The 23,686-nt window shown below is 40.6% G+C and carries 20 protein-coding genes; 9 read left to right on the top strand and 11 right to left on the bottom strand.

Annotation, left to right across the window (positions count from 1 at the left end; all coding sequences use genetic code 11):
- The first annotated feature begins 479 nt into the window (after positions 1–479).
- Complete coding sequence (locus LA313_RS09610) at positions 480–1,796, top strand: paraquat-inducible protein A (protein ID WP_228914478.1); 1,317 nt, start codon at positions 480–482, stop codon at positions 1,794–1,796.
- A 124-nt stretch (positions 1,797–1,920) separates the two neighbouring features.
- A complete protein-coding gene (locus tag LA313_RS09615) occupies positions 1,921–3,015 on the top strand; it encodes a sensor histidine kinase (RefSeq protein ID WP_228914479.1) in 1,095 nt (364 codons plus the stop codon).
- A 267-nt stretch (positions 3,016–3,282) separates the two neighbouring features.
- Here the strand turns inward: LA313_RS09615 and LA313_RS09620 are convergent, their stop codons facing one another.
- From LA313_RS09620 to LA313_RS09630, 3 genes are all read right to left on the bottom strand, one after another.
- A complete protein-coding gene (locus tag LA313_RS09620; RefSeq protein WP_228914480.1) occupies positions 3,283–4,125 on the bottom strand; it encodes a hypothetical protein in 843 nt (280 codons plus the stop codon).
- A 242-nt stretch (positions 4,126–4,367) separates the two neighbouring features.
- On the bottom strand, positions 4,368–5,126 hold the full coding sequence (locus LA313_RS09625; RefSeq protein ID WP_228914481.1) for an SDR family NAD(P)-dependent oxidoreductase: 759 nt from the start codon (positions 5,124–5,126) through the stop codon (positions 4,368–4,370).
- 552 nt (positions 5,127–5,678) lie between these two features.
- Positions 5,679–11,249 (bottom strand): PAS domain S-box protein, encoded by a 5,571-nt coding sequence (locus LA313_RS09630; protein ID WP_228914482.1) that lies wholly within the window; start codon positions 11,247–11,249, stop codon positions 5,679–5,681.
- A 404-nt stretch (positions 11,250–11,653) separates the two neighbouring features.
- Between LA313_RS09630 and LA313_RS09635 the strand changes: the two genes are divergently transcribed.
- On the top strand, positions 11,654–12,295 hold the full coding sequence (locus tag LA313_RS09635; RefSeq protein WP_228914483.1) for a fasciclin domain-containing protein: 642 nt from the start codon (positions 11,654–11,656) through the stop codon (positions 12,293–12,295).
- A 102-nt stretch (positions 12,296–12,397) separates the two neighbouring features.
- Here LA313_RS09635 and LA313_RS09640 read toward each other — a convergent pair whose 3' ends face one another.
- Positions 12,398–12,841: a hypothetical protein gene (locus LA313_RS09640; protein ID WP_228914484.1), complete on the bottom strand. Its 444-nt coding sequence runs from the start codon at positions 12,839–12,841 to the stop codon at positions 12,398–12,400.
- A 148-nt stretch (positions 12,842–12,989) separates the two neighbouring features.
- Between LA313_RS09640 and LA313_RS09645 the strand changes: the two genes are divergently transcribed.
- The 4 genes from LA313_RS09645 to LA313_RS09660 all read left to right on the top strand — a co-directional run bounded on the left by LA313_RS09645 (position 12,990) and on the right by LA313_RS09660 (position 14,866).
- Entirely contained in the window at positions 12,990–13,478 is a 489-nt protein-coding gene (locus LA313_RS09645) for an RNA polymerase sigma factor (RefSeq protein ID WP_228914485.1), read from the top strand.
- Complete coding sequence (locus LA313_RS09650; RefSeq protein WP_228914486.1) at positions 13,462–14,067, top strand: hypothetical protein; 606 nt, start codon at positions 13,462–13,464, stop codon at positions 14,065–14,067. The genes LA313_RS09645 and LA313_RS09650 overlap by 17 nt, the downstream gene beginning before the upstream one ends.
- A gap of 215 nt (positions 14,068–14,282) precedes the next feature.
- A complete protein-coding gene (locus tag LA313_RS09655) occupies positions 14,283–14,675 on the top strand; it encodes a hypothetical protein (RefSeq protein WP_228914487.1) in 393 nt (130 codons plus the stop codon).
- Entirely contained in the window at positions 14,672–14,866 is a 195-nt protein-coding gene (locus LA313_RS09660; RefSeq protein ID WP_228914488.1) for a helix-turn-helix transcriptional regulator, read from the top strand. Before LA313_RS09655 ends, LA313_RS09660 begins: the two co-directional genes overlap by 4 nt.
- A 9-nt stretch (positions 14,867–14,875) precedes the next feature.
- Here LA313_RS09660 and LA313_RS09665 read toward each other — a convergent pair whose 3' ends face one another.
- Positions 14,876–15,778: a hypothetical protein gene (locus LA313_RS09665; RefSeq protein ID WP_228914489.1), complete on the bottom strand. Its 903-nt coding sequence runs from the start codon at positions 15,776–15,778 to the stop codon at positions 14,876–14,878.
- A 326-nt stretch (positions 15,779–16,104) separates the two neighbouring features.
- On the opposite strand from LA313_RS09665, the gene LA313_RS09670 reads away from it, so the two are divergent.
- Positions 16,105–17,055: an NADP-dependent oxidoreductase gene (locus LA313_RS09670; RefSeq protein WP_228914490.1), complete on the top strand. Its 951-nt coding sequence runs from the start codon at positions 16,105–16,107 to the stop codon at positions 17,053–17,055.
- Positions 17,056–17,190: 135 nt separating this feature from the next.
- Here LA313_RS09670 and LA313_RS09675 read toward each other — a convergent pair whose 3' ends face one another.
- The 6 genes from LA313_RS09675 to LA313_RS09700 form a co-directional block, all read right to left on the bottom strand.
- Complete coding sequence (locus LA313_RS09675) at positions 17,191–17,793, bottom strand: hypothetical protein (protein ID WP_228914491.1); 603 nt, start codon at positions 17,791–17,793, stop codon at positions 17,191–17,193.
- Between the two features lie 102 nt (positions 17,794–17,895).
- Positions 17,896–18,546 (bottom strand): porin family protein, encoded by a 651-nt coding sequence (locus LA313_RS09680; RefSeq protein WP_228914492.1) that lies wholly within the window; start codon positions 18,544–18,546, stop codon positions 17,896–17,898.
- A 71-nt stretch (positions 18,547–18,617) separates the two neighbouring features.
- On the bottom strand, positions 18,618–20,330 hold the full coding sequence (locus LA313_RS09685) for a S41 family peptidase (protein ID WP_228914493.1): 1,713 nt from the start codon (positions 20,328–20,330) through the stop codon (positions 18,618–18,620).
- 18 nt (positions 20,331–20,348) lie between these two features.
- Positions 20,349–20,570 carry a hypothetical protein gene (locus LA313_RS09690; protein ID WP_228914494.1) on the bottom strand — a complete coding sequence of 74 codons (222 nt, stop codon included), beginning with the start codon at positions 20,568–20,570 and terminating at the stop codon, positions 20,349–20,351.
- Positions 20,571–20,576: 6 nt separating this feature from the next.
- Positions 20,577–20,765, bottom strand: a complete 189-nt coding sequence (locus LA313_RS09695; protein WP_228914495.1) for a hypothetical protein — start codon at positions 20,763–20,765, stop codon at positions 20,577–20,579.
- 163 nt (positions 20,766–20,928) lie between these two features.
- Complete coding sequence (locus LA313_RS09700; RefSeq protein WP_228914496.1) at positions 20,929–22,215, bottom strand: toxin-antitoxin system YwqK family antitoxin; 1,287 nt, start codon at positions 22,213–22,215, stop codon at positions 20,929–20,931.
- Positions 22,216–22,456: 241 nt separating this feature from the next.
- Here LA313_RS09700 and LA313_RS09705 point away from each other — a divergent pair, with 241 nt between their 5' ends.
- Positions 22,457–23,572: a DUF2914 domain-containing protein gene (locus LA313_RS09705; protein ID WP_228914497.1), complete on the top strand. Its 1,116-nt coding sequence runs from the start codon at positions 22,457–22,459 to the stop codon at positions 23,570–23,572.
- Positions 23,573–23,686: the final 114 nt, after the last annotated feature.

Here is a 23,686-nt window from a genome sequence, read left to right on the forward strand (position 1 = left end):
AAGCCTAATTTGAGGCTTTCTGTTCCTTATAAGATCATAATTGTTTAGTTCTGAAAACTTTCCAAATGCAGTCGGTGGAGGATTATTAGAATGAAGAAATATTGCCATTAGTATGGGAGAACATAGGAGAAATCTTATCAGGGATTTTTTTTCAAAAGATAGGACGAATTCTCCTGTCAATTTAATGTACCTTCATGTACCTTCGTTTGTCACACCGCATGTATTGGTAAAAGTTAAATGATGTATTAACAAAGAAAATATAATTGGTTAATTAGTGGTTAATAGTCTTTTAACCATTCTCTCCCGGATCAGCAAACCTAGATCAAAAAATTTTTATCCGGAATTTCTATTAAATGGTAGGAAGAATAATAGACTTTAGAAATCCCTTAGACTCCATTTCATTTTGTTTGTTACAATAGGTGAGTTGCAAAAGTGAGCTAATCAATCCTAAAGACTACCTTTAATAAATTTCAACCTACATGTCCAGGACCTTACAACAATTTATTTTGATTCTTCTCGCTGGTGCTTTATTACTAATCGCGGGATGGAACAGCTATTCGGTATACAAGTATTCTTCAGAAGTAGCAGATATTAAAAGGGATTACAGTGAGCTCAACAGTATCACTCACGGCATAATGTCAGTTAACATCTGGCGGGACCATCTTACTACCATGGTTCTAAACAGGATTGATGAATTTGAGTTCACAGAGGCCCAGGAGGACACCCTGGTTCACCAGGTTGAAAATATACTAACGGCGGGCATTGACAAGGGAGCAGATATTCTGGATCAAAAGCAGAAAGGAATAAAGGCTAAACTTCAAAAATTTGCGGTAAAGACTTTGGTGCCAGAAGATAAAATAAGAGCTCTTGTCCCCATGTTTGCCCAGACCATCGTCAATGAAATTCAAAAACCGGAAAACAAAGAGGCATTAAAATATGTCATTAAGAGCAAATTGCAGGAATACAGCGATCTTACATATGATGATTCCCAGGTGGCAACGTTAAAAATAAGAGCTCTGTTAGACAAATATAAAGTCCAAAGTCTTACCGAATTTAATGAGCAAATTCCGAAGAAGATATATGTCCTGGAGGCTCAAACCTATTTCCACACCTATATTTTGTTAGGAATTATTGGAATATTTCTTCTCCTGTGGTGGCTGTTTAGAAATCAGAAAGCGCAACACACACCACTTTTTATTATTTCGGTCCTGGTATCTCTGGTTGTCCTTTTTTCAGGCCTTACGGCGCCAATGATTGAAATCGATGCCCGTTTTCAAGAGATCAACTTCCTACTTATTGGGGAAAGTATCACCTTCAATGATCAGGTAATCTTCTTTCAAAGCAAGAGTATTCTGGAGGTAATAGGTATTCTCTTCAACACTGGAAAGCTAGACTCTTACCTGGTTGGTATTCTTATTCTTGCTTTCAGCATTATTTTTCCTGTGGCCAAATTACTGGCCACACAAATCTATTTGGCCGGAAATGAAAAAACCAGGAAGAACAGAATTCTCAAATTCTTCACTTTTAAATCGGGAAAATGGAGTATGGCCGATGTTTACGTGATTGCGATTTTCATGGCTTATATAGGCTTTCAGGGAATACTGGACAACCAACTCTCCAATCTCAACATGGAAACTGATTCCCTGGTGAGCATTTCAACAAACAAGACCTCATTACAGCCCGGATTTATTATTTTCATTGGATTCGTGCTTTTCAGTTTGATCCTTTCTTCCATCCTAAAGAAAATTACTGCCATGGAAAAAAAGGTCGCCAAGGAGAAAATTGCCTCTGTTTAAGACGTCATTTTAAAAATAGTCATCTGGTCACATCAACCGTGGGGATCCCTTGCTTAAGAAATAAAATATTTATATCCTATTTTATTGTCTACCTTTAACAAATTCCATTATGATATTTCCCCTTATGTCTAAACAAGTTGAAAAGAAAGATACTCATGCGAATGCAAAGAAAGACCAGGATCTTGAAAATTATTTTGCCAATACTATAATTCCGCAGCTTTTCATCGATGGAAATCTTATCTTGAAGAAATTCACTCCTCCTGCGATGAAGCAGTTCTCTCTTACAGATGCGGATGTGAACAGGGACATTCATGACGTGAAAGAAAATTTTCGTTTTCCCACCCTTATCGAAAATATTGAAGAAGTGATCCAAACCGGGGAAATCCTTGAGAAGGAGGTTCAAACAACAGACGGGAAATGGTACCAGATGAATATTCTTCCCTACAGAGTTTTTGAGGAGAACAGGAACGATGGGGTAATTGTAACTTTTGTAGAAATTACTAAAAGAATTAGGGCTATGGGAGAACTTGAGAAGTTAAATTCTGAATATCATACCCTAATAGACGCTCTTTCGCACGATATACGGCAGCCGCTTTCGGCTATAGTGTTGCTTTCTGATGCTTTATTAAATGCATACAACAAACAAAATACTCCCCAGTTCATAAAATATATTGAAACTCTCAAAGCCAGCTCCAACGCCATGAGAGATCTGGTAAAAGATTTTATAGCTGTAAATGATGATCAACCTGAACTTGAGGGCGAACCTGTAAGAGTGAATATCGAAAACATAGCCCAGGATGTTATACTCTCTTTAAAAGCTGAAATTTTTGAAAAGGGTATAAATATTTCTACAGATTTTCAAACTTCAGAAATTATCTTCTCAAGGAATAATCTTCGGAGTATTTTATATAACCTGCTGCGGAATTCCATTAAGTATAAAAAAGAAGGGAAACCATTAATGATCGTTGTTTCTACAATTAAAAGAAATGATCACATCTTGTTACAGGTAAAGGATAACGGAATTGGAATTGCAGGTGAGCATCAGGCGGATATTTTTAAAAAATCTACCAGAGTTTCCCACAAAATTGAAGGCACAGGAATGGGACTTTATATTATTAAACGTATGCTTAAACATAACGGCGGAAGTATTGAGGTGGCAAGCCAACTTGGGAAAGGTTCGACCTTTTCGGTTTATTTCCCTATAAATAAGGATAAGTAAGCTCTTTTATATTTTGATGTTCATCTGGTGAGATGAGACTAATTATGAAAGAAAAGTTGAAATCATAAAAAGGAAACAGGTGAACCTCCTGTTTTTTTATTGAAATAGAAGATATATTCTTCTGTCAGTTTTTTGTACCTTCTTATACCGTCGGTTGTCACACCGCATCTACTGGGGAAGGAAAAATTATTTATAAGAGGGGAAGTAATTCTTATCCACCTTTCAAAAATTTCTCTTAAATTCCAGAATGTGAGGACCAAGCAAGAGCTAAAACCCTACAAACTTCTCATATAAACCGGTGGTTTTTATCTCCAGATGTTTAGCCGGATCGAACTCCCCACCCGATTTGGAAATAAAGTTAAAGTAGAGCAGGAAACGATCGAAGCTGCGGATGGAATACATGGCCAGGGCATATTCCTGAGGGCTTCTGTACCCTGGTTCTATCCTCTCCAGCAGTTGCGGAAAAGCCTGCAGGTATTTCTCCAGATAGAATGCTGCAGGTCGTGATTGCTGCCCGTATTTGGAAAGCAGCAGTAAGCTAAAACCAAATCCAAGCTGCCCCACATTCTCGTCTTCATAGCCGTCAAAGTAGCTCCAGTTGAACTTAAGACACATGGTTTTGAAAATGAGTTCCAGAAGTTCCTGGTCATTAGCCGCAATCTTCCCACCTGCTTTGGTAAGGCTAAGTTTCCCATTGCGCTTTTTGGTCATGCCTGAGAGTTCAAGGAGGAGTCGGCTTAGGTGAATGACTCCTGCATCGGTTTCTTTATAAAGTTTGGAGATCCCTTCCTCTATATGTACATCTTTAATGTAGCCCTGATTGTAAAGATCGGCCACCAGTTTAACAGGTAAAAAGCCTTTTTTGGTCAGTTTGAGTTCGTCATTTTCTTTAAGATGGGCGATAAGGTATTTGATCTGATTTAGAATAGGGATACGGGCAAAATCTTCCGGATCTAAAGTGCGGAGTTTAAGAGGACTTTCAACAGAAAAAGGATCGTTAACTAAACAATACATTTGCTCAGGAGAAAGCCCCTCAAAATCCGGTGAAGCTTTACGGTTATAGTTATGAATGATCTCGTCAAGATGTGCCTTCAGGTTTTCCGGTTCCATTCTTTGCTTCTTTTAATAAAGGTTAAAGTTAAATATATTTAAGACCCGGGAATACTTGATATTTAAAATTTCAGATTCAGAATTCAAAATTAACATCTTAGGAAGGGCGTCTTCTGGTGGACCCATATTCAAATTCTCAAAACCTTCATATTCTAAAATTGTACACTTGGTTTAAGGTTCAAGTTTTCAGCCTACTGGCAACTGGCAACCGGCAACTGAAACTGTTCACCTTTCTTTCTTTTCTATTTAGCGGTATATCCCCCATCAATGACCAGCTCACTGCCGGTTACAAATTTGGACTCATCAGATACCAGGTATACGATCCCGTACGCGATATCAAGAGGTGCGCCTACGTGACCTATGGGATGTAGGCTATTGAGGTTTTCCCTAAAATTAGGCACATCTTTACCAAAATCTTCTACCAGCGGGGTCCAGATGAAACCAGGGTGGACGGAGTTCACTCTTATTTTATCCGGGGCATAGATTAGTGCGTCATTTTTGGTCATAAGCCTTACGGCTCCCTTGGAAGCATGGTAGTGCGGGATATCCCCGGCACCGATGATCCCATAGATGGAAGAAAGGTTTACTATACTTCCCCCTCCCGCTTTTTTCATGTGAGGAATGGCGTGCTTGGTACAGAAGAAAACGCCCTTGACATTGATATCCATGACCTGGTCCCATTCGGCTTCGGTCAGTTCATGGGTTGGTTTGTTTACCCCTGCTATACCAGCATTATTTACAGTAGAATCCAATTTACCAAATTCCCGGACCACCTCAGCATAAACCTTTTCCACTTCGCTTTCGGCAGCTACGTTGAGATGCCAGTACTTCGCCTCCCCGTCGGCCTTCCTGATCTCCTCGATCAATTTCTTTCCTTCCTCATCCAGAATATCGGTTACGGCAACTTTAGCCCCTTCTTTAGCCAGTAAGAGGCAGGTTTCCTTTCCAATTCCCAGGGCCCCGCCGGTGACGACCACCACTTTGTCTTTTAACCTTTCCATTTTGTTATTGTTTTAAGTATAAAATCGTGATTCAGGTGGGGGAAGTACACTACTAAAGAACCTTCCAGCTTTTAAAAACTTTCTTCACCAGTTGGTCTCTAGCATAAACTTAAACCATTACTAACTGGTTTGCAATGATATTTGTCAGAATGGCATTTTGGAGGCTCAAGGTTTGAGGTTAAAGAATAAATTACTCATTTTATTTCAAACGAAGCAAAATAAGATCAAAGTTAAGCGCCCGTTCAAGATTTAAAAATTCGATGGAACCTGTTGTACATTCAGATAAGTGAAAAGTGATGGATCTTTTTTTGAATGGATGGAACCGGAGAGGGTGATATTGAGATGAATAATTAATAACTTGTTTGTTATGAAAAAGCCCTCACAGATTTTGAAAACCTGTGAGATCCTTTGTAAGATTTAATTGAAGTATAACTGGATCACCTTTCAAAAATGACATTTTTGACACCTCTTTTTAGCAGTTGATTCGTGATTTTACTGTAGAAACCGTCAAATCTATAGTCTTGAGAAAATACTTCGCAGTACAATTAAAAATTACAACATGGTATTTAATCCCGCTATAAGAATCCCAAATTCCAGAAGCACCTCCTTGAGTTTTTCCCGTAGCGCTTCTTCTCTATATTGCTCCACTTTCGACCACTCCCTGAATTCGTTTATTACAAACTCGAGGCGGTTGGCCTGCAAATAATATATAGAAGTGGTATTTTTATGCACAAGATCTGAAAGTGCATCTGGATCCTGTCCCATGGCGGCAGCCTCAAATTCTTCCCGGTAAATTTCCATTGTTTTAATAGAATTTTTAATGAGCTTTTCAAAAACTTTTTTGTTCTTTCCTGCTAAATTCCTGTACCTGGAAACTTCAAATGAAGGCTCCTTCACCTCTTCCCTGATTCGCTCTATTATTTTATCAAGCCGAATTTTCACAGCCTCAATACTTTCAGGTCTTTCCTTTTCTGTACCTTCAGAGATCAACAGCAGTGAATTCTTCAGTTGTCCCGAAAGATCCTCCAGCTTTAGCATGTCATAAAAATTTTGGGACTTGTGGTGCAGGTCGATAATATCCTGAGAGTCTTTTTCTCCTGTACCGCTGATGATGTTTTTCCTATACTCTTCTAACTGGTTCAGGATAAGCATGAGTTCTCCCTCTTGTTGAGCTTCCGGAATTGGTTTACTGCCGGAAGTCGGGTTTTTATCTTTCCCACCTTCGCCTTCACTGCCATTAGTATAATGGGGCAGATGGAGAAGTATTTTCTCCTTAAGATCCATTGGTTCAAATGGTTTAGTTAAAAGTCCGCTAAACTTAGTCTTATGATCTACCTGTTGCACCTCCTGATTTTTGTCGGCAGTTAGGGCCAGGATAGGAACGTTTTCATATCCCGGCAGTTCCCTTATTAGCTGCGTAGCTTGGTAGCCGTCCATGACCGGCATACGAATATCCATAAGGATGAGGTCATAGCTGTTTTGACTGGCCATTTCTACTCCTTCCTTTCCGGTCCTTGCCTCATCGGGTCTTATCTGCCACCAGCTTTGAAAGAACTGAAGTATGATCTTGCGATTGATCTCAACATCTTCTACAAGCAGGACCTTAAGCTTCTTCACACCCCGAATGACATCTCTTTTTATATCCCGAGCTGGAGATCCTGTCTCTTTTTTGGCCTTTTTGACAGGTAAGCTGAAGTGAAAGACAGAACCTTCCCCCGGTTTGCTGTCCAGTTTGATCTCACTATTCATTAAACCTAGTAGAAGCCTGGTAATACTAAGGCCAAGGCCAGTTCCTCCATACTGTCTTACCGTAGAGCTTTCTGCCTGAGTGAATTTCTCAAAGATATGCTCCACTTTTTCTTCGGAAATTCCAATACCTGTATCCTTTATTGTAAAATTGAGCCAGAAATCTTTCTTTTCCCGTTTTTCCAGATCCACCGAGATCTGTACCTCTCCTCCACTAGTAAATTTTACTGCATTACTTACCAGGTTGTGAAGTACCTGAGATAACTTCAACTGGTCTGCTGCAATTCTTGCTGGAACTTCTTCTCCTATCTGCAGAATCAGAGCGGTTTGCTTTTCATCTGCAATGGGTTGATGAGCCTGCTTTAAATTCAGTAAAAGATCGTGAAGATCAAAATCTGTTATTGTTAGTTCGGCTTTTCCTGCCTCCAGTTTACTAAAGTCGAGGATGTCATTAATAAGGGCAAGAAGGTTTTTAGCCGAAAAACTAAGGGATCCAAGATCTTCTTTCTGGTCTTCCCTGGGGTTCTTTTCGAGCAGCAAATTTGTTAATCCTATGACTGCATTAAGAGGGGTGCGAATCTCGTGGCTCATTGTGGAAAGAAAGTCTTCTTTGGCCCTGGACGCTGCCTCGGCCTCTTCTTTGGCCCTTATCAATTCTTCTTCGGCCTGCTTCCGGTCGTGGATATCGATATGCATCCCAGACCACTTGGTTACCTCGCCCTCCATGTTGAAAATAGGAATGGCCTTTGCGTTAACCCACCTTGCTTCTCCGGAAGCCCCCATGAGCCTGAATTCAATATCGAACTTTGTATTTGTAGACACTGCCTTTTTCCATTCAGTTTCTACCCAGGATCGGTCTTCTTCATGCACGGCATTTATCCAGCCTTTCCCCAATGCCTCTTCATAAATCTGTCCGGTAAAATCAAGCCATGAAGAACTTTCTTTAAAAACTGTTCCGTCGGGTTCGGTTTCCCAGACCGCTAAAGCAGAAGCCTCTACAAGGTTTCTAAACCGCTGCTCACTCTCTCTCAGTGCTTTTTCCGCCTGCGCTTTTTCAATTGCCGCCCAGGTTTGCTCACATAATTCTTCCACCAAAGCCACTTCCTGTGAAGTCCAACGCCGTGGATTTTGTTGCTGAATGGCTACAAGGGCGACTAACTTACCCTTCTTTACCAGAGGTACAGTAATAAGGCCCCTCACCTGACTCGCATTTATACGATCTTTGGCATATTCATTTAGCTGATGGGTTGTTGAAATATCTGTCTGTACCAGTGTCTTCCCCTCCAGGAGTTGTTTGTGAACCTCTGCACTAAAATCAGATATTTTAACTCTTCCGGTTAAGGGTTTATTATCCTTCACGTACCCCAGCCTTCCCGCCAGCGTATCTTCATCCTCCAGTATCTCTGAATAGTAGGCTCTGTTCACTTCCAGGTGAGTTCCCAGAATATGCATTGCAGTCTCCTGGATTTTTGCTGCGTCTTCCAGGGGACGAATGGCGTCATTCATCTTGAGCAGGAAGGTCTTTCGTTCTTCTGCTTCCTTGCGTTCGGTTATGTCTTTAAATATCAGGGCTACGTGCTGCTCATTGGGAGCATCTATACGAAAAGCATTGACGTCAAACCATTTTTCCAGAGGTTCAGCGTAATCTTCGAAACGAACAGGCTCTCCTGTTGAGGCAACATTTCCATAAATTTCTTTCCAATAATTCTCAAGATTTGGAACTAATTCATTAACAGTCTTTCCCTCTACATCTTTTAAACCCGTCTGAGCTTCAAATATTGGGTTAGTTTCCAGATAACGATAATCCACACAAGCTCCAGAAGAGTCCCGTATGATTTTAAGAATACAGAAACCTTCGTCCATTGAATTAATGATCTTCCTGTATTTATCTGTTACCTTTTGAGTAAGCTTTTCCTTTAGTTGAACAAGTTCTTTTTCTGCCTTTTTTTGCTCTGTAATGTCATGGTAAGTAAGAATGAAACCATCTCCATTTTTCACTGCAGATACGTCAAACCAATTGTTAAAATGTTCTTTTGAATAATGACGCTGCACCCGAAGAGGTTCTCCCGTTTCCACCACCTTTACATAAGTATCAAAAAAAACCTCCTTTACTCCCGGGAAGAGTTCAATTAAGTTTTTCCCTATGAGGGTTTGATTCGGCATCCTGTTAAGAGAGTCGGCCGCTTTGTTTGATCCTTTGAACTTAAAATCAATGATCTTTCCATCCTCATCTCTCACCGATTGCAAAATGGAAATAGCTGCAATTGAGCCATTTAACATTTGTTGAATAGTCTCTTCTGTCTTCTTTCGTTCGGTGATATCTTCGGCGGTAGCGAGCAGGAGACCGCCAAGTTTGGTAGCCCTGAAATGAAACCAGTTCTTAAATCCCTGTCCCTCATACCATACTTCAAAATCTGCCGGCTCGCCAGTCTCTGCCGTTCTTTTAAATTTCTCCAGGATCCCTGTACGATAAACTCCCGGAAATAAATTGCTATATCTTTTTCCTATAAGATCCCTCGGCAATCCCAGGGATTCATAGTTGAAGGCGTTCACTTTAAAGAATTCGAAATCTTCTGGTTTACCATCAGCATCAAACAACGTCTTATAAAGAATGATAGAATTTGGAGAGGCATCAAATATGGATTGTAGTAATGCTCTGTTCTCCTTCAATTCATTAGCCTGAAGTTTTACTTCCTCCAAAGAAGTTTTAAGCATTTCAGTTTCAGAAACCAATCCTTTTATAGCCGCTTTCTCTACCATTACCTCTGTAATATCCAGAACCCTGTGGATGATATAGTCTACTTCCCCTTCAGAATTTATTACCGGGGTATTGGTAAGGCTCCAATGCTTTTCTATAAAACTGCCGTCCCGGCGGCGAACATCATAATGCTGGATCGCCATGCGGTGCGTCTTTTTGGTCGATAATACTTTTTTCAAAGAGGCCTGGAGATTTTTAACTCCTGTAGCTTCAGGTATGGCAGGATTATCGGGAAAGACTTCAAAAACGTATTTTCCTATTATTGTGTCACGTTCAGTATCTGTGGCCTTAAGATACGCATCACTTGCCATTTGAATATATAGATCGGGAGAGAGAACAAGATACGAGTCAGGAGCATTCTGCAGCACTTCTACCAGGTGCCGGCTGCGCTCCTCGCTTCTCTTCAATTCTGCTTCGGCCTGCTTGCGTTTAGTGATATCCTGAACAATTCCAATGATCCTGCTGGTTCCTTTGACAGGATCTAAAACGAATTTTCCATGCGCTTCCACGGTTCTAAGTTCTCCCTCCTTTCGAAAGATCCTGCGCATATAGGTGTAAGCCGTTTTTTCTAAGATTGCCTGACTTATGGTTTCCTGTATTACAGGAACATCATCGGGGTGGGATCGTTGATCAATCCATTCTAAAGAAGGAACAAAGGATCCCGGTTCCTCTCCAAAAAGGCGAAAAAGTCCATCGGAAAAATAGACTTTATTAGAAGCGAGATCCACCTCATAACTCCCCGTGTCGGCTAAAGCTTCGGTAGAGCGAATCAAATTTTCCATCCGCTTCTTTTCCTCGGTTGATCTTATCCTGGAGCTTATATCCTGAAAAGTGCCATAGACACTCTGCGGGGTTCCACTTTCGTCTTTCACTATCGCTGCCCTGCGGTGAACATGCCTTATTGTATTGTCTGGACGCACGATCCTGGTAATGGTGTCAACCGGCTCACCGGTGGAATGGGTCTTATCTACAGCAGTGAGAAGTGGTTCTAAATCTTCGGGATGTACAAAAGAATAAAATTCTTCAATAGTGAGGCCGTTAGGGCGGGGTTCGATCCCAAAAATGCGATAAAATTCTTCGGAACATTGTATAATGTCGCCGGGAAGTTTTCTCTCAAAACTACCGAGATTTCCTATCCTCTGAGCGTTTTCAAGGCGCCTGTGCTCTTCCCTGAGTCTTTCTTCCCCTATTTTTTGTTCATGGATATTTTCTGCCGTCCCTAACACCTGGGTAACTTCCCCTTTTTTGTTGCGTTGGAATGCTTTTTCCCTTATCCTGTACCATTCCCACCGGTTTTCTCCCGCAAACACACGCACCTTTACCTCGCACTCTTCTTCGCCGGAAAGCAAGTGGCACTTTTCAAGATTCTCTATGCGACTTTCGTAATCTTCAGGGTGGATAATGACCTTGAAAATATCGGCTCCACTTTTAAGAATGTGATCGGGATCATAACCTGTTAAAGCCTTTACCCTTTGACTTATATATTCAACCCGTTTTGCCCTAAGGTCAATTACAAATAAAATATTAGGACTAAGATCAGCTACTTTTTGAAGAAAATCAAAGTTTTTCGTCAAGTCTTCCTCCTTGGATTTGTGTGGGTTTTTTTCCTTTTCTGTCATTAAAATCTTCTCAAAAATTAAAAGGCATTTTGAATCAATCGTGTACCTGTGAGCAGGTGTATCCGGAAGAAATGATCCTGAGCCGGAAGAAGTGACACCAATATTGTACCTGGTAGTAGGAAAGTATTATTTATTGCCGATTTGCAATATAAACAAAATGTATTCAAAATATTAATGAATTATGAATGATTCAAACGACGCGGGTCCAGGATTTTGGAGCCAAATAAAGAAATCTGTAATTAACTTCCAGGTCATCCTCTGGAGGGTTCAAAATAATGCCGCCTGGATTAAATGATTCGAATGAAAAAAACAGGATAATATAATTTTGTTTAAATTTTAGTTAATTAATTTAAACATAAGGAAATGTAGATATATATTTACCTCATAATCAAACTATAACAGATATGAAAAATGTATTAAATTATTCGAATCTTCTGAAGTCGTTCTTAGTAGCCGGCTTATTTGTAATGACATCTTGTGAAAAAGAACCTGCTCTTGGGGAGGTAAGTGCACTTAATGTAACTGAAGAAGCTACTGCAGCCGCGAATGCAAAGGCTTCGCCTGCAGCAATTAAAGGAGACAAAACTATTGCCGAAATAGTAGTATCCTATGCTACCGCCGAAGCAGTAGAAGACCGACAGTTCACTTTATTACTGGCGGCCCTGGAGTACGCAGGAATTACTTTCATGTTTACAGAATCTGATCAATACACCGTGTTTGCTCCTACCGATGCAGCATTTGAGAGATTCTTAGATGGTAATGCTTTAGATTCTTTTACAAAGGAGCAGGTTGCAGCAGTACTCTCTTACCATGTTACAGACGGAAGAAGATTTAGCAATAGCGTTGTTCCTAAAAACTCTCCACGTAACATTGAGACACTACTGGGACCTTCCATTTATGTAAACAGCTCAGCCGGCATTGATACCAATGATGAGGACAAGCAGGCCAATGCTTCCATCCTTGTAGAAGCAGGATTGTTTGACATTTCAGCAAGTAACGGGGTGATCCATGTGATCGACGAAGTACTGGTCCCAGTGTCCGAATAATTTAAAGTATATTTTCCTGTAGAAACTGTCTTTTTGCGAAGACAGTTTCTTTTTTTTTACTGTAGCCCGAAGGTAAACGCTGTTACAGAATCATTCGCGGCCTCAGCGCCTTTTATAGACGCGGACCTCGCTGCCGTACTTTATACCTTCCAATTCATACGGCTCTCCATGGTACATCCACAAGGTATTACTATCAGGAAAGGCAAACTTGAAGTTGCGGCCGTCGGTATTTACGTTTTTGAGGTTGTATAGGCCTTCAGAGACCTTTGTCCAAACGTAGTTCCTGGTGGCACTTTCATTTAGTTTACACTCCATGATTTCATTTATGTAGTAATGAACCGAGTATAGTTCCCCGTTAGCTTTAAAATGCATTCTTTCCTTTTTACCACACTCATCTGCCTCTTTCTCGATAGGCTCAGCATTTTCCGGAAATTCCATGTATTGCACATGTCTCCAGTCACCAACAATGGGGTCGTTGGAAGTCTCTTCTGCAGAACATGAAAGCAGAAGTGCAGGTAATACCAGGAGGAGCAGTAGTTTTTTCATAGAAAAATTCTTTAGAGCAGGTTAGTTCCATTTGCTGTACTAAAAAACATTTTTCTTTGAAAGATCATGTGTAGCAGGGAAATTAAATTTTTCCAGTCCAGATGTGTAATAAATTCGAACTTGCGGCACTAAACAGGAAAAGAACATTTTGAGCAACGATTTTTACACCTCCTCCATTCTGCCTTATGCCCCAATTATCATAAAAATATGTAGGGCATATACAGATTCGCAGGAAGATTATGAGGATTATTATCAGGAAGTATGCCTGCAAATATGGAAAAGCAGGGATATTTTTAAAGGAAATTCCAAATGGTCTACCTGGATCTACAGAATCTCTTTAAATGTTTGCCTTACTCTTTTAAAAAAGAAGGATAGAAATCAGCAATTAGCTTCCGAAGAAAAAATAGCAGCAGAACCGGAGGAGCCGCATTATTTCTCAGACAGATCGCTGTTATTACTTTATGAAGCTATAAAAAAACTTTCTGAAGTAGACCGGGCTGTTATCCTGCTGTACCTCGAGGAAAAATCCTATCAGGAAATATCTGAGATCATAGGCACCAGCCCCAATAATATTGGCGTAAGAATTACGAGAATTAAAAAACGACTTAAAAAATTATTAGATGGAAAATTCGATTGAAACAATCTGGACCAAAGGATTTTTGAAAGAGGAAGCCCTGGTAGCTCCCAAAATAAATAACCTTTACCACAAGAAATCCAGCCTGCTTATTGAAAAACTTAAAAGCACCTATAGAACCGATAATAAAAGCATCATTCCTTTGGCCATTCTCGCTGTAGTGGGATTTGGGATAGCGGGTCATTTACTAACAGGGCTGTATGTTATGGCGCTAATGACCGGCATGTTCTTCCTGAACCGAAAACAACTGGCGACACTTGAAAGAATCAGCATTGAAACCAGCAGCTATGAATACTTGCTGGAATACAGAAAGATGTTCCTGAACTTAAAGAAATTTTATACCCGGTTGTTAGGTTTCGGGCTCCCAGTTGCGGGGCTAGCAGGCTATTTTCTCTTTTTTTGGAACACTCCCCTGCTCCACGAATTTCTTCAGTTGGGGACGATCTATATTTTAGCGATCCTTGTAGGTCTTGCGCTTCTTCTCTCTGCTCTTGGGGTGATGGCTTACCGGCTAAGCCTGAAGCTTATTTATGGCAGATTCATTCAAAAACTGGAGGAAATGATATCCGATATGGAGGAGCTGCGGAAGTAGGTGACAAAAAAAGATTTCCAAAAATGTCTTCTACTCCGTGTTTTTTCCGGAGGGAAAAGGCATTTCTTTCGTTCAATATAGATGAGCCTCAGCAATTCCAATCCTGCCGTTCTTCCTTTCGGCAACAAAATTTGTAAATAAGACTTTACATTAAAAAATTTAATCTACATTTGTAAAGTACACTTTACTAAAAGTCTAACTTTAATTACATTATCATGAAACAGACACGGAAGAAAAACCTTTACAGACTTGCTGGATGGACGTGGAGCTGGGTTGCAACAATGGCAATCGCTTCCCTCGGCCCCAAATATATTTGGGATGACCACACTACCTTAACTGTGCTGGCAGTTACCGTCAACTTTGCCAATGGGATCTTTATGATCATTGCAAACAGAAATTTGTTCAATAGTTTTGATGAACTGGAGCGGAAGATACATCTGGAGTCTCTGGCCTTGACCCTTGGATTAGCCGTGGTAGTGGGATTAACATTTTCTTTGCTGGACGTAACAAATCTTATTGGTTTCGACGCAGAAATAAGCAACCTGGTCATGTTTATCGGGATCACCTATTTAGTTTGTGTTACAATAAATACCCGTAGATATTCATGAAAAACAGGTTAAAAGTACTACGGGCCGAAAATGGTTATACCCAGGAAGATCTGGCAGATATCATAGGAGTATCCCGCCAAACAATTAACGCCATTGAAAAAGAAAAATTTGATCCCAGTTTACCCACAGCTTTCAGGATCTCGAAGCTTTTCAAACAGCCTATAGAAGCTATTTTTCAGTTTGAGGATTAGTGTGCGGTTCTAAGGATTCACCCGGTAAAATATATAAAGCATTTTATCTTCGTTTTTATCTGCATAGGTATCCAGTCTGTCACCTACAAAGTTGAAATCAAATTCGTAGGAGAACGAGTTGCCATGTATGTTATTCTCGTTTTTCTCTATCATCTTAATGACATTATTTTCAGAAAGATATGCAGGTCCAATGTTTGGCATAAAGACAGATGCAGCAATGAAGAGACCTTTAAACGGGTTTGGTTTATCATCATAGAAATAATAATAGGTGTAATGGGAATTAAGGCCTATCTTTTCATGTTTGATCACATTAGAAAATGATTTGTCATAATAGAACTTTTGAACTCCGAAACCCGGTTCCCAATCCCCCTTGTGGTGAAAATCGTTAAATATTTCTTTGATCCTGCCATTGGGATAATAACTAAAATAATTTTCCTCGACAGAAGTTTCATTATCCATAAAGATGCTTTTCAATAGACCTTCGCCGGTATAGTTGAAGGTATAAAGCCTGTTTACCTCAAATTCATTGCAAACATTAATACGATTGGAAACAATGGAATCTAAAAGGTTTTCCCGGTTATAGAAAAAATTAAAATTTGTTTGTTCACATCGTCTATAATTGCCTGAATAAAAGACCATTTCTGACACCCTATCACTGTTTGGCAAATAATGGAACTCCCAGTACTTCTCTGCGGGCTCTGGGAACTCATCATGATGCTGCCTAAGAACAGCCTTGATATTCCGGTCAAGATTACCCTTTGCCAAATTGTTTAAAATGCTGTTGGGCTCATCTAATTCAAAACCCAACTCAAAATGTTCCAGGTCCCGTTCTAAATATGAAAAATCCTCCTCCTCCTTTATCGTACAGCTACCTAAAATGAACAAACAAAAAAATGGAAATATAAATTTCATCCCAAAATTTTAAAAATCCTGTACCACGGTTTCAGTTATGAACAAGTTGCGGGAGTAGGGAAAACAACCTGTGCAGGATAACGTTTTTTAAAGATAGTCAAAAATGGCATTTAAAGATATACAGTCAAACCCGGGGACGCAGATCTCCCCATCGGGATTTTTGAGCAGTAAAATTAAATTTCTTTCCTAATGGGTGATTGGACACTATAGCCTGCCCCCTTTTTTCAAATTCCTTCTAAAAATACCCTGATACTTTTTAATAATTCTTTAGTAGAATTTGTTTGCGGAACCAGGGTTTAATCCTGACCTTTTAAAAAAAGAAAGACATGAAAAAAGAAATGAAAGCTGCTCTATACGATCAATTTGATGGGCCTTCAAAGGTAAAATCGGGCACAATTGAACTGCCCGAATTAAAGGAAGGGGAAGTATTAATAAAGATAAAGGCAGCCGGGGTAAATCCCGTAGATACCGTAATTACCAAAGGATATTATAAAAACATGATGCCCCATTCCTTCCCCATCATCCCGGGCTGGGACATGGCCGGGGTCATAGAAGCACGTGGACATGCTGCGCGCAGGTTTGAAGTGGGAGATGAAGTTTATGCTTATGCGAGAAGACCAGAAGTAAAATGGGGGACCTTTGCTGAATACATTATTATACCCGACAGCTATCTTTCAAAACGACCAAAAAATGTTTCTATGGAAGAAGCAGCCGGAATTCCCCTGGCAGGACTCACCGCCTACCAGTCCCTCTTTAAAGCAGGAAAACTTGCTAAAGGACAAAAACTTCTCATTTTAGGAGCTTCGGGGGGTGTTGGAAGTTTTGCTATCCAGCTCGCCAAGACCAAAGGCGCAGAAGTAATTGGGGTAGCCAGTAGTAAAAATCATGACTACATGCGTTCCCTGGGAGCCGATCATACCATAGATTATAAGGGCCAGGACATTGGGGAAGCCGTAAAACAAATATTTCCTGAAGGCGTAGATCTCATTTTCGACTGTACCAGTGGGGAAAGCCTGCAGCAAAGCCTTAAATGTTTAAAAGCTGACGGGAAACTGGTGTCTATCCTTAACCAGGGAGATGACCTTGACCCAAAGATCGATCATGAATTTGTGTTTGTTGAACCTAATGCCCTGCAGTTGGATCACCTTAGTGAGTTGGTCGATCAAGGCAAGGTAAAGGTGAATGTGGGCCAGACTTTTTCTTTAGATGAAACTGCCAAAGCCCTGGAGCAGATCGAGACCCTGCATACCACAGGAAAAATTGTAATTGTGCCTTAGGTTGCGAGTTGCGAGTTAGATGCTGAAACAAGTTCAGCATGACGGGATGGGATTATCTGTTTCCTGTTACGGATTGCGGGTTACGGGTTGGATGATGAACTACAAACAAAAAACTACAAACCATAAACCACTGCTCTAATTCGTGATCCCGTTTTGTCTGTATTGTCTAATGAGTTTCTTTATACTTTTCAGCGTGATGGTTTGGGCGCTATTGACGTAATCCCAGTTCTTATCCCCTTCAGACTTAAGGACCTCTGCAACCCCGGAAGTGGAGCTTTGGGAGATCAATTCTCCCGTATTAAGATCATAGATCCTTATTTTGCTACGGGCATCATTGGTATTTATGGTACTGCCCATTGCAGGGGCATGAGCGAAAGACCCCATCTCATTTTTTCCCATGTTAGCCTCTACATTAATTAGAAAATCATGGCCGGTGGTTTTTCCTGCCAGCTCCAGTTGTTCCGGTGAGGGCTCAAAGGGAAGATGTGCAGCCACTACCCTGCCGTTTGGCATCTGGGACATCCGGGTAAGGGAATCCCCCAGGATCTTTTTAAAATGTTTGGCGGCCATTTTTTCTACGTATTCACTTTTATAATTGGTGAAGGGAAGGTTTAACAGCCATTTCCCCCGGGTAAAGTCGATTATCCTCCCTTTTTCAAAGTGTGTGGTGAATTGGGTGTTTCCGCAACCGGTCACAATCAATAAGAAAAGAAGGAAAAAAGTGGATTTTCTAAACATAGATAAGTTTAAATATTGACTGCCAAAAATGGCATTTTTGGAAGGTAATTTTTCAGAAGCAAAAGATTATTAAAAACAGAATTCAGTTATACCAACTTCATTTTATAATTTGTACTCCAGCCCAAGACTAAATACAGAAGACTTGATGCTATTATCTCTTTCCACTATTCCGAAAAAGTAACGTCCATTAATGGTGAGATCTTCAGTTAGATCATAGCCGGTACCAAGGTTAAGACCAACATCGAACTTGTCATAATCGTATTCTGTAATCACCTCTGGATTACCGGGTTGTTCCAAAGGATCATTTTGCAGCTTTTCATTTCTGTCGATAATAAAACCTGCCTGTGGGCCGGCATCCACAAAGAAAGATCGGGTGAAATGGTATCTTAACATCAAAGGAACCGCTATAACCGATTCCGTAATATTCGTTTCAAGATCGAGAACAATACCTCCTACTTCGTGACCGGTTATTTCCACTCCCTGTATAAGAAAATCAGTTTGCCGGTGAACGAAGTGCAATTCGGGTTGGAAATAAAATTTTTCTGAGATGCGTTTGCTTAAAAAACCTCCCAGGTAAAATCCGGCTTTTCTTTGATATACGCCGTATTCCCTTCCATCTACCTCAAAATTTGGGGTAAATTTCGAATAATTTCCTCCTGCTTTTATGCCGAATTCCAACTTTGAATTTTGGGCGTAAGAATTAATAGAAAGGCTGAAGATTATTGCTAATGATAAAATGCTGATCTGTTTCATTTCAAATTTAGGTTTTTCAGTTTTGTATGGTTATAAATTTTGATATTTAGTGGCAGCAGTTTATAAGTTGATTATGGGATACTTTCCATTTTTGCCTCCTCTTCAATAATTTTGAGAGCTTGCTTCAGGTATAATTCAGGATCGTAGTTTAAAGCACTTTCAGTAATCACATGGTCCAAAGCCACGCCTTCCCGTTGCACGCCACGACCATCGGGATAGAAGCCTCCCAGGCCGGTGAAAGAGGCAGTCTGCCCATCGGCTAAAGTGTATGTCCAGATATTTAAAGGGGCTCCCGCTGTTTGCTCCCCGATAGTGGTCACGTTGGGCGCTCCCTGTATGGCCATGGCGAGCCATTCTGCTTTGCTCATCGTAGAACGATCTACCAGCAGGATCACCCGTCCCTTGTAAAAATCCCTGTTCCTTCTTCCGGTTTTAAAAGGATCCAAAATAAACCCGAGCGGGGATTGTCCATCGGGATCTCCCAGTGAGGGTTGGGAAGCCAGGGGAAAAAGCACCTTCAAATATTTCTTTTTCTGCGGATAAAGAAAGCGGCTTAGATGTGTGTCTGAAATATTTTTGGGATAGTTTCGAAGATCAAGCACTATCGCCTTTTTTTCTTTTCCGTGGTTAAAGGCAGTTTTAAGTTCTTTGGAGGTAATACTGTCCAGGTTGATATATGTTACCTGCGGCGTGAGATCATACCACTGCTCCTTTCGCGGATTGTAAAGCTGCTGATCTTTTTCAATTTTTCCGAAGCTGCTATAAAGCTGGATGGTTTGCTGCCCGGAAATACCAGACGCAGGAGAAAGCACTTTGACCCTGACGGAATCCTTGTTTCTAACAGACAGCAGGAACCACTTCTGAATGCGGTGATCTAAATAATTCTTATTGGAAGCAGAAATAATAGGTTCAAAGTTCCTTTCGATATAATCTCTTACCGGGAGGCCCTCAATTTCTGTAATTACATCTCCGGGATGTATGGTGGCTTCGGGTGCCGAAGAGAATTTTAATACGCGGGTCACTACCAGCGAGTCGTTCACCAGTTTTCCGTTAAGGCCAGGAGAATGGGTATACAGGGAATCCCAGAGATACCGGGAAATGCGATAGGAATGAGAGTCGTTTAGTTTGGCGATCATCTTCAGCTTTGCCAGTTCGAACTTTTTAGTGGTGGTTGCTTCGGAAAACTCTTTGGTAAGGGCCGGCAAGATCTCCCTCCAGTCTTCATCCATAAGATACTTGTTGACATACCAGTACTGTATGGTGTTCCAGAAATTGTAGAGCAGTAACAGGCGATGGCTCTCAATAGAGGCATCAAAACCTGCCACTGCCTTATTGTTTTCGAAGTTGAGAAAATTGTTGAGCCATTCCGAAGAAGCGTAGTGGTCGCCAATTCTCCTGTTGTTCCTTAGCTTAAGAAGTGTTGCGGTAAGTTCCTCTCCAAAAGCGTACTCTTCTATCCAACCATAGTCTTCATTCTTTCTGAAAAGACCCTCTGTGCCCGATTCTTCTTCTATTTTAAACCTGGTCTTATTAGTAGTTACTTTGTTGACAAGCCCAAGCAGGAGCGCATTGAGTTCCTGCTGGTCTCTTAAGTCCCGGGATTTTTCCAGCATTGCCAGCAATTCCCTGTCCCAGTCATATTGTCCACGGCTCACATCGGGATGATGATATTTGATAAGGCCCCAAACGAGTCCGACCTTACGATTTATTTCATTTTGAGAAAGGGATTGTCCAAAGCTGAGACCTGAACAGATCAACAGGATTAGGAATAAAATATATTTCATAGCAATTGTTTGATTAATTCACGAATCAGCATTTTCCCGTTCCTTTTTTGTGTGTCTAATTGAAACCAGCATGGCCGCCATGAGAAGGATATTGGAAAGGCCTCCCAGAGCTTTCCCTAAATTTTCCCGGGAGAACAAGTTGTCGTAATCCAGGAGCCAGAAATTGATGATCAACAAAATCCCGCTTATAAGGATGACGGCTTTTCTTAAGTTTTGTTTTGAATTTTTATTTGATCTCATGAACTTTTACCTGTCACGATCCCGTGCTTTTTCCCGTTGTGTCTTAAAGAGTTTATACCCGTGAAGAATTGCCACTAATAGAGATAAGCCGCAAAGCAGGTAGTTTTCTTTTAAATAAAAACTGAAGCCACCCATCAATCCAAAGCCAATCCATAAGAGGCCCGGTACACTTTCTATTCCGGCTTGTTTTTTCATGTATTATCTAATTATTTTCCCTCGAAACCCGGCAGGTCTTTTAAAAGTACTTCTGAAGCCACTCTTACTTAAAGCTGAATACGAATTTTCTTCTCCTTCGCTGCTCAAAATATGGCTGTGTCGAATTCTGGGTTTCATGACTTTGAACTGTGCAAAATTCCCTTTATAAATTTTCAACCGACTTGTATTTCAGCTGAATTACCGAAAGTTCTCCGGCGTTTACTTTTTCAATGGCATTTTTATAATCCCCTGCAGAATTGATCACTACGCCATCCCGGTGTTCCTTAAGGGTGGAAAAAAACTTTACTTCAAACCATACTCTGTCAAGTTTTTCCTGCTCCCTGGGAGTAATGCCGGTTCTGCCGCTAATCAATGCGTCCATATGTTTGCGGGCAATATTTTTAATATCATCGGCTACATTGCTGTCAGTTGGAAGGTTACGTATCGCACCTATCACAAAAAAGATCTTTCCATACCCTGCTTTTTCAATATACTCGCCTCCATACTTCAGCTTGTATAGCCCGGGATTTTCATCAAGAACTTTGGCCAGGGAGTCCCTTACCTCCCAATTGTCCTGAAAATATTCGTAACCATCCTCATATTTCCCCCCGCCAATCAATACGCCTCTCTCGGTTACCGGATACTGTTCGATGACCGACTGGTAAAGTTCTGTGCTTACAGCAAACCTGGTGGCAAAATAATTTCCGGGATTGTAAAACTCATCGAAAAGCCGGTAAGGGAACATGAATGATATTGGATCGGCATCGTGCTGCCAGGAAGGACTTTGGGAAAATGCCTGATTAAGCTTATAGTAAGAGGTTTCAGTCGCACCAAAAGGATTGGCGACCGGAACATGACTATCTGCGTAAATTCCCGCACCAACCTGCTCCCGGTATGCATAGTTTTCATCGAGAACAGTTTCTCCGTTACTTGTAATGATTACATTCCGGTTTTCCCCGGCTATGTCGTAAGTGGTGGTGGCGGTGCTGTTACCATCAGCCGCTGTAAATTCTACCAAACTCAATTCTCCATTGGTATAGGTGTAGATAGTCGTACCTGCCTCGCTATACACTTTCTTGATCGAGGGAAGCCCGTTCTTATACTCTGTTTCAAACCACAAGGCTCCGTCGGGATTATAGTATTTTGACCAGAGGGGCTTATTATCTTCACTCCGGCTCACTTCCATATACAGGTGCTGTTGCGGATAACTCGCGTATACCTTAGCCGATTTAATATAACCGTTCTCATAATATTCAAACTCCTCCATTGGGTCTCCCGAAAGTTGATATCGGCCCTGCTTTATCCAGCCATTCTGGTGTTGATCTAGCAGCTCGAAATGGGAAGTAGATCCTATAGCGTAATCGATTGGTGGAACATTGTCTTCTTTTTCGCAGGAAGATAAAAGTACCGTAGCTAAAAGGAGCAGAGACAGGTAATGTTTTTTGAACACGGTATTTGTTTTTAAAAATTCCTATTTGAGTAAAACACTTATTATTTAGTAGGAATTTCCCCTTTTTTGTTACAGAAAAAGCATTTTCCCGAATAAGGATGAACAATAAATAATTAATTCCCTTCCGCAGAAATATTCGGGAATATCCTGATTCTGCTTTTTTCATAAGCTCTCTGGCATTATAGTCAAAGCAAATATCCGGATGAAGTTTTTACCTACATTTGGCACCACTCAATACATTATGAAAAAAGCTTTAGTAAGATATAGAAACAGTGTTTTTGGAAGGTTTGTTTTTCGCAATCAAAAGTACGCTCCCATTCTTTTTTTTATGGGTGGTTTTATTTTTGACACGTTGACCTTAGGGCGAATTGACCGTGTTTATGACACGGTGGTACTTTGCTCGCATATGACCTTATTATCCATAACGCTTTACTTATATAATACAGTAGATGAAGCCAGATGGGAAGGTACTTTTATAAGACGTTATTTCGAATATTTTCCGCTGGTCATACAGTTCTTCTTTGGCGCACTTTCAAGTGCTTTCGTCATCTATTTTTTCAGAAGTGTGTCCATGTCAAAAACTATGTTTTTTTTCATACTGCTGGTCCTGCTCCTATTTGCAAACGAATTTCTTAAAAAGAAGATCTCCAATAAATACCTTCAGTTCAGTGTCTATTTTTTTATAAGTTTCACCTTTTTCGCCTTTATGATTCCCACGCTGATCAAGGAAATGAATACCTTTATTTTTATCATTTCCGGACTTGTAAGTTTGGTGAGTACGCTGGCACTCATCAGGTTTATTTACAGGTCAAGCCCGGGTACAAGAGCTGAGATAAGTCTGAAAAAACTGATCGGTCTTATCCTTTCTATCTATATAACAATTAATGTTTTTTACACTTTAAATCTTATTCCACCGGTGCCGCTGGCTATGGATACAGGGTTGGTGGCTCATGATGTGCGAAAAATGAATAACGAATACATCGTGATTTACGAGAAGAGTCCATGGTATGTATTCTGGCGTAAATATGACACCAATTTTCATCGTCAGGCAAGTGAAAGAGTTTATGTATTCACTTCTGTTTTTGCACCTACAGATTTAAAGAAGTCCGTTTTTCATAGATGGAAATGGTACAATCCCGAAACCGGGAAATGGGAAGTAACTGATAAAATTAACTTTAAAGTTACCGGTGGGCGTGATCGTGGTTTCCGTGGATATACTCATAAAAATAACCTTAGGGAAGGCCAATGGAGAGTTGATGTAATTACAGAAGAGGAACTGGTACTTGGGGTTGTGGATTTTGAGATCAAAAACACTTCTGAACCTCATAAAGAAGGAATGGTAAAGAAATCATTTTAACAACTGTTTCCTCAATACTATTTTTTATTACTCACTGTAAGTTCTGGAACTATAAGGTGCCGACGGAAACCCGGAATTATCGGTTTCTCGGGGCTCAACTTTTTTACCTGAATT

The organism is Salinimicrobium sediminilitoris (assembly GCF_020866905.1).
In the GTDB taxonomy this organism is placed as follows: Bacteria; Bacteroidota; Bacteroidia; order Flavobacteriales; family Flavobacteriaceae; genus Salinimicrobium; species Salinimicrobium sediminilitoris.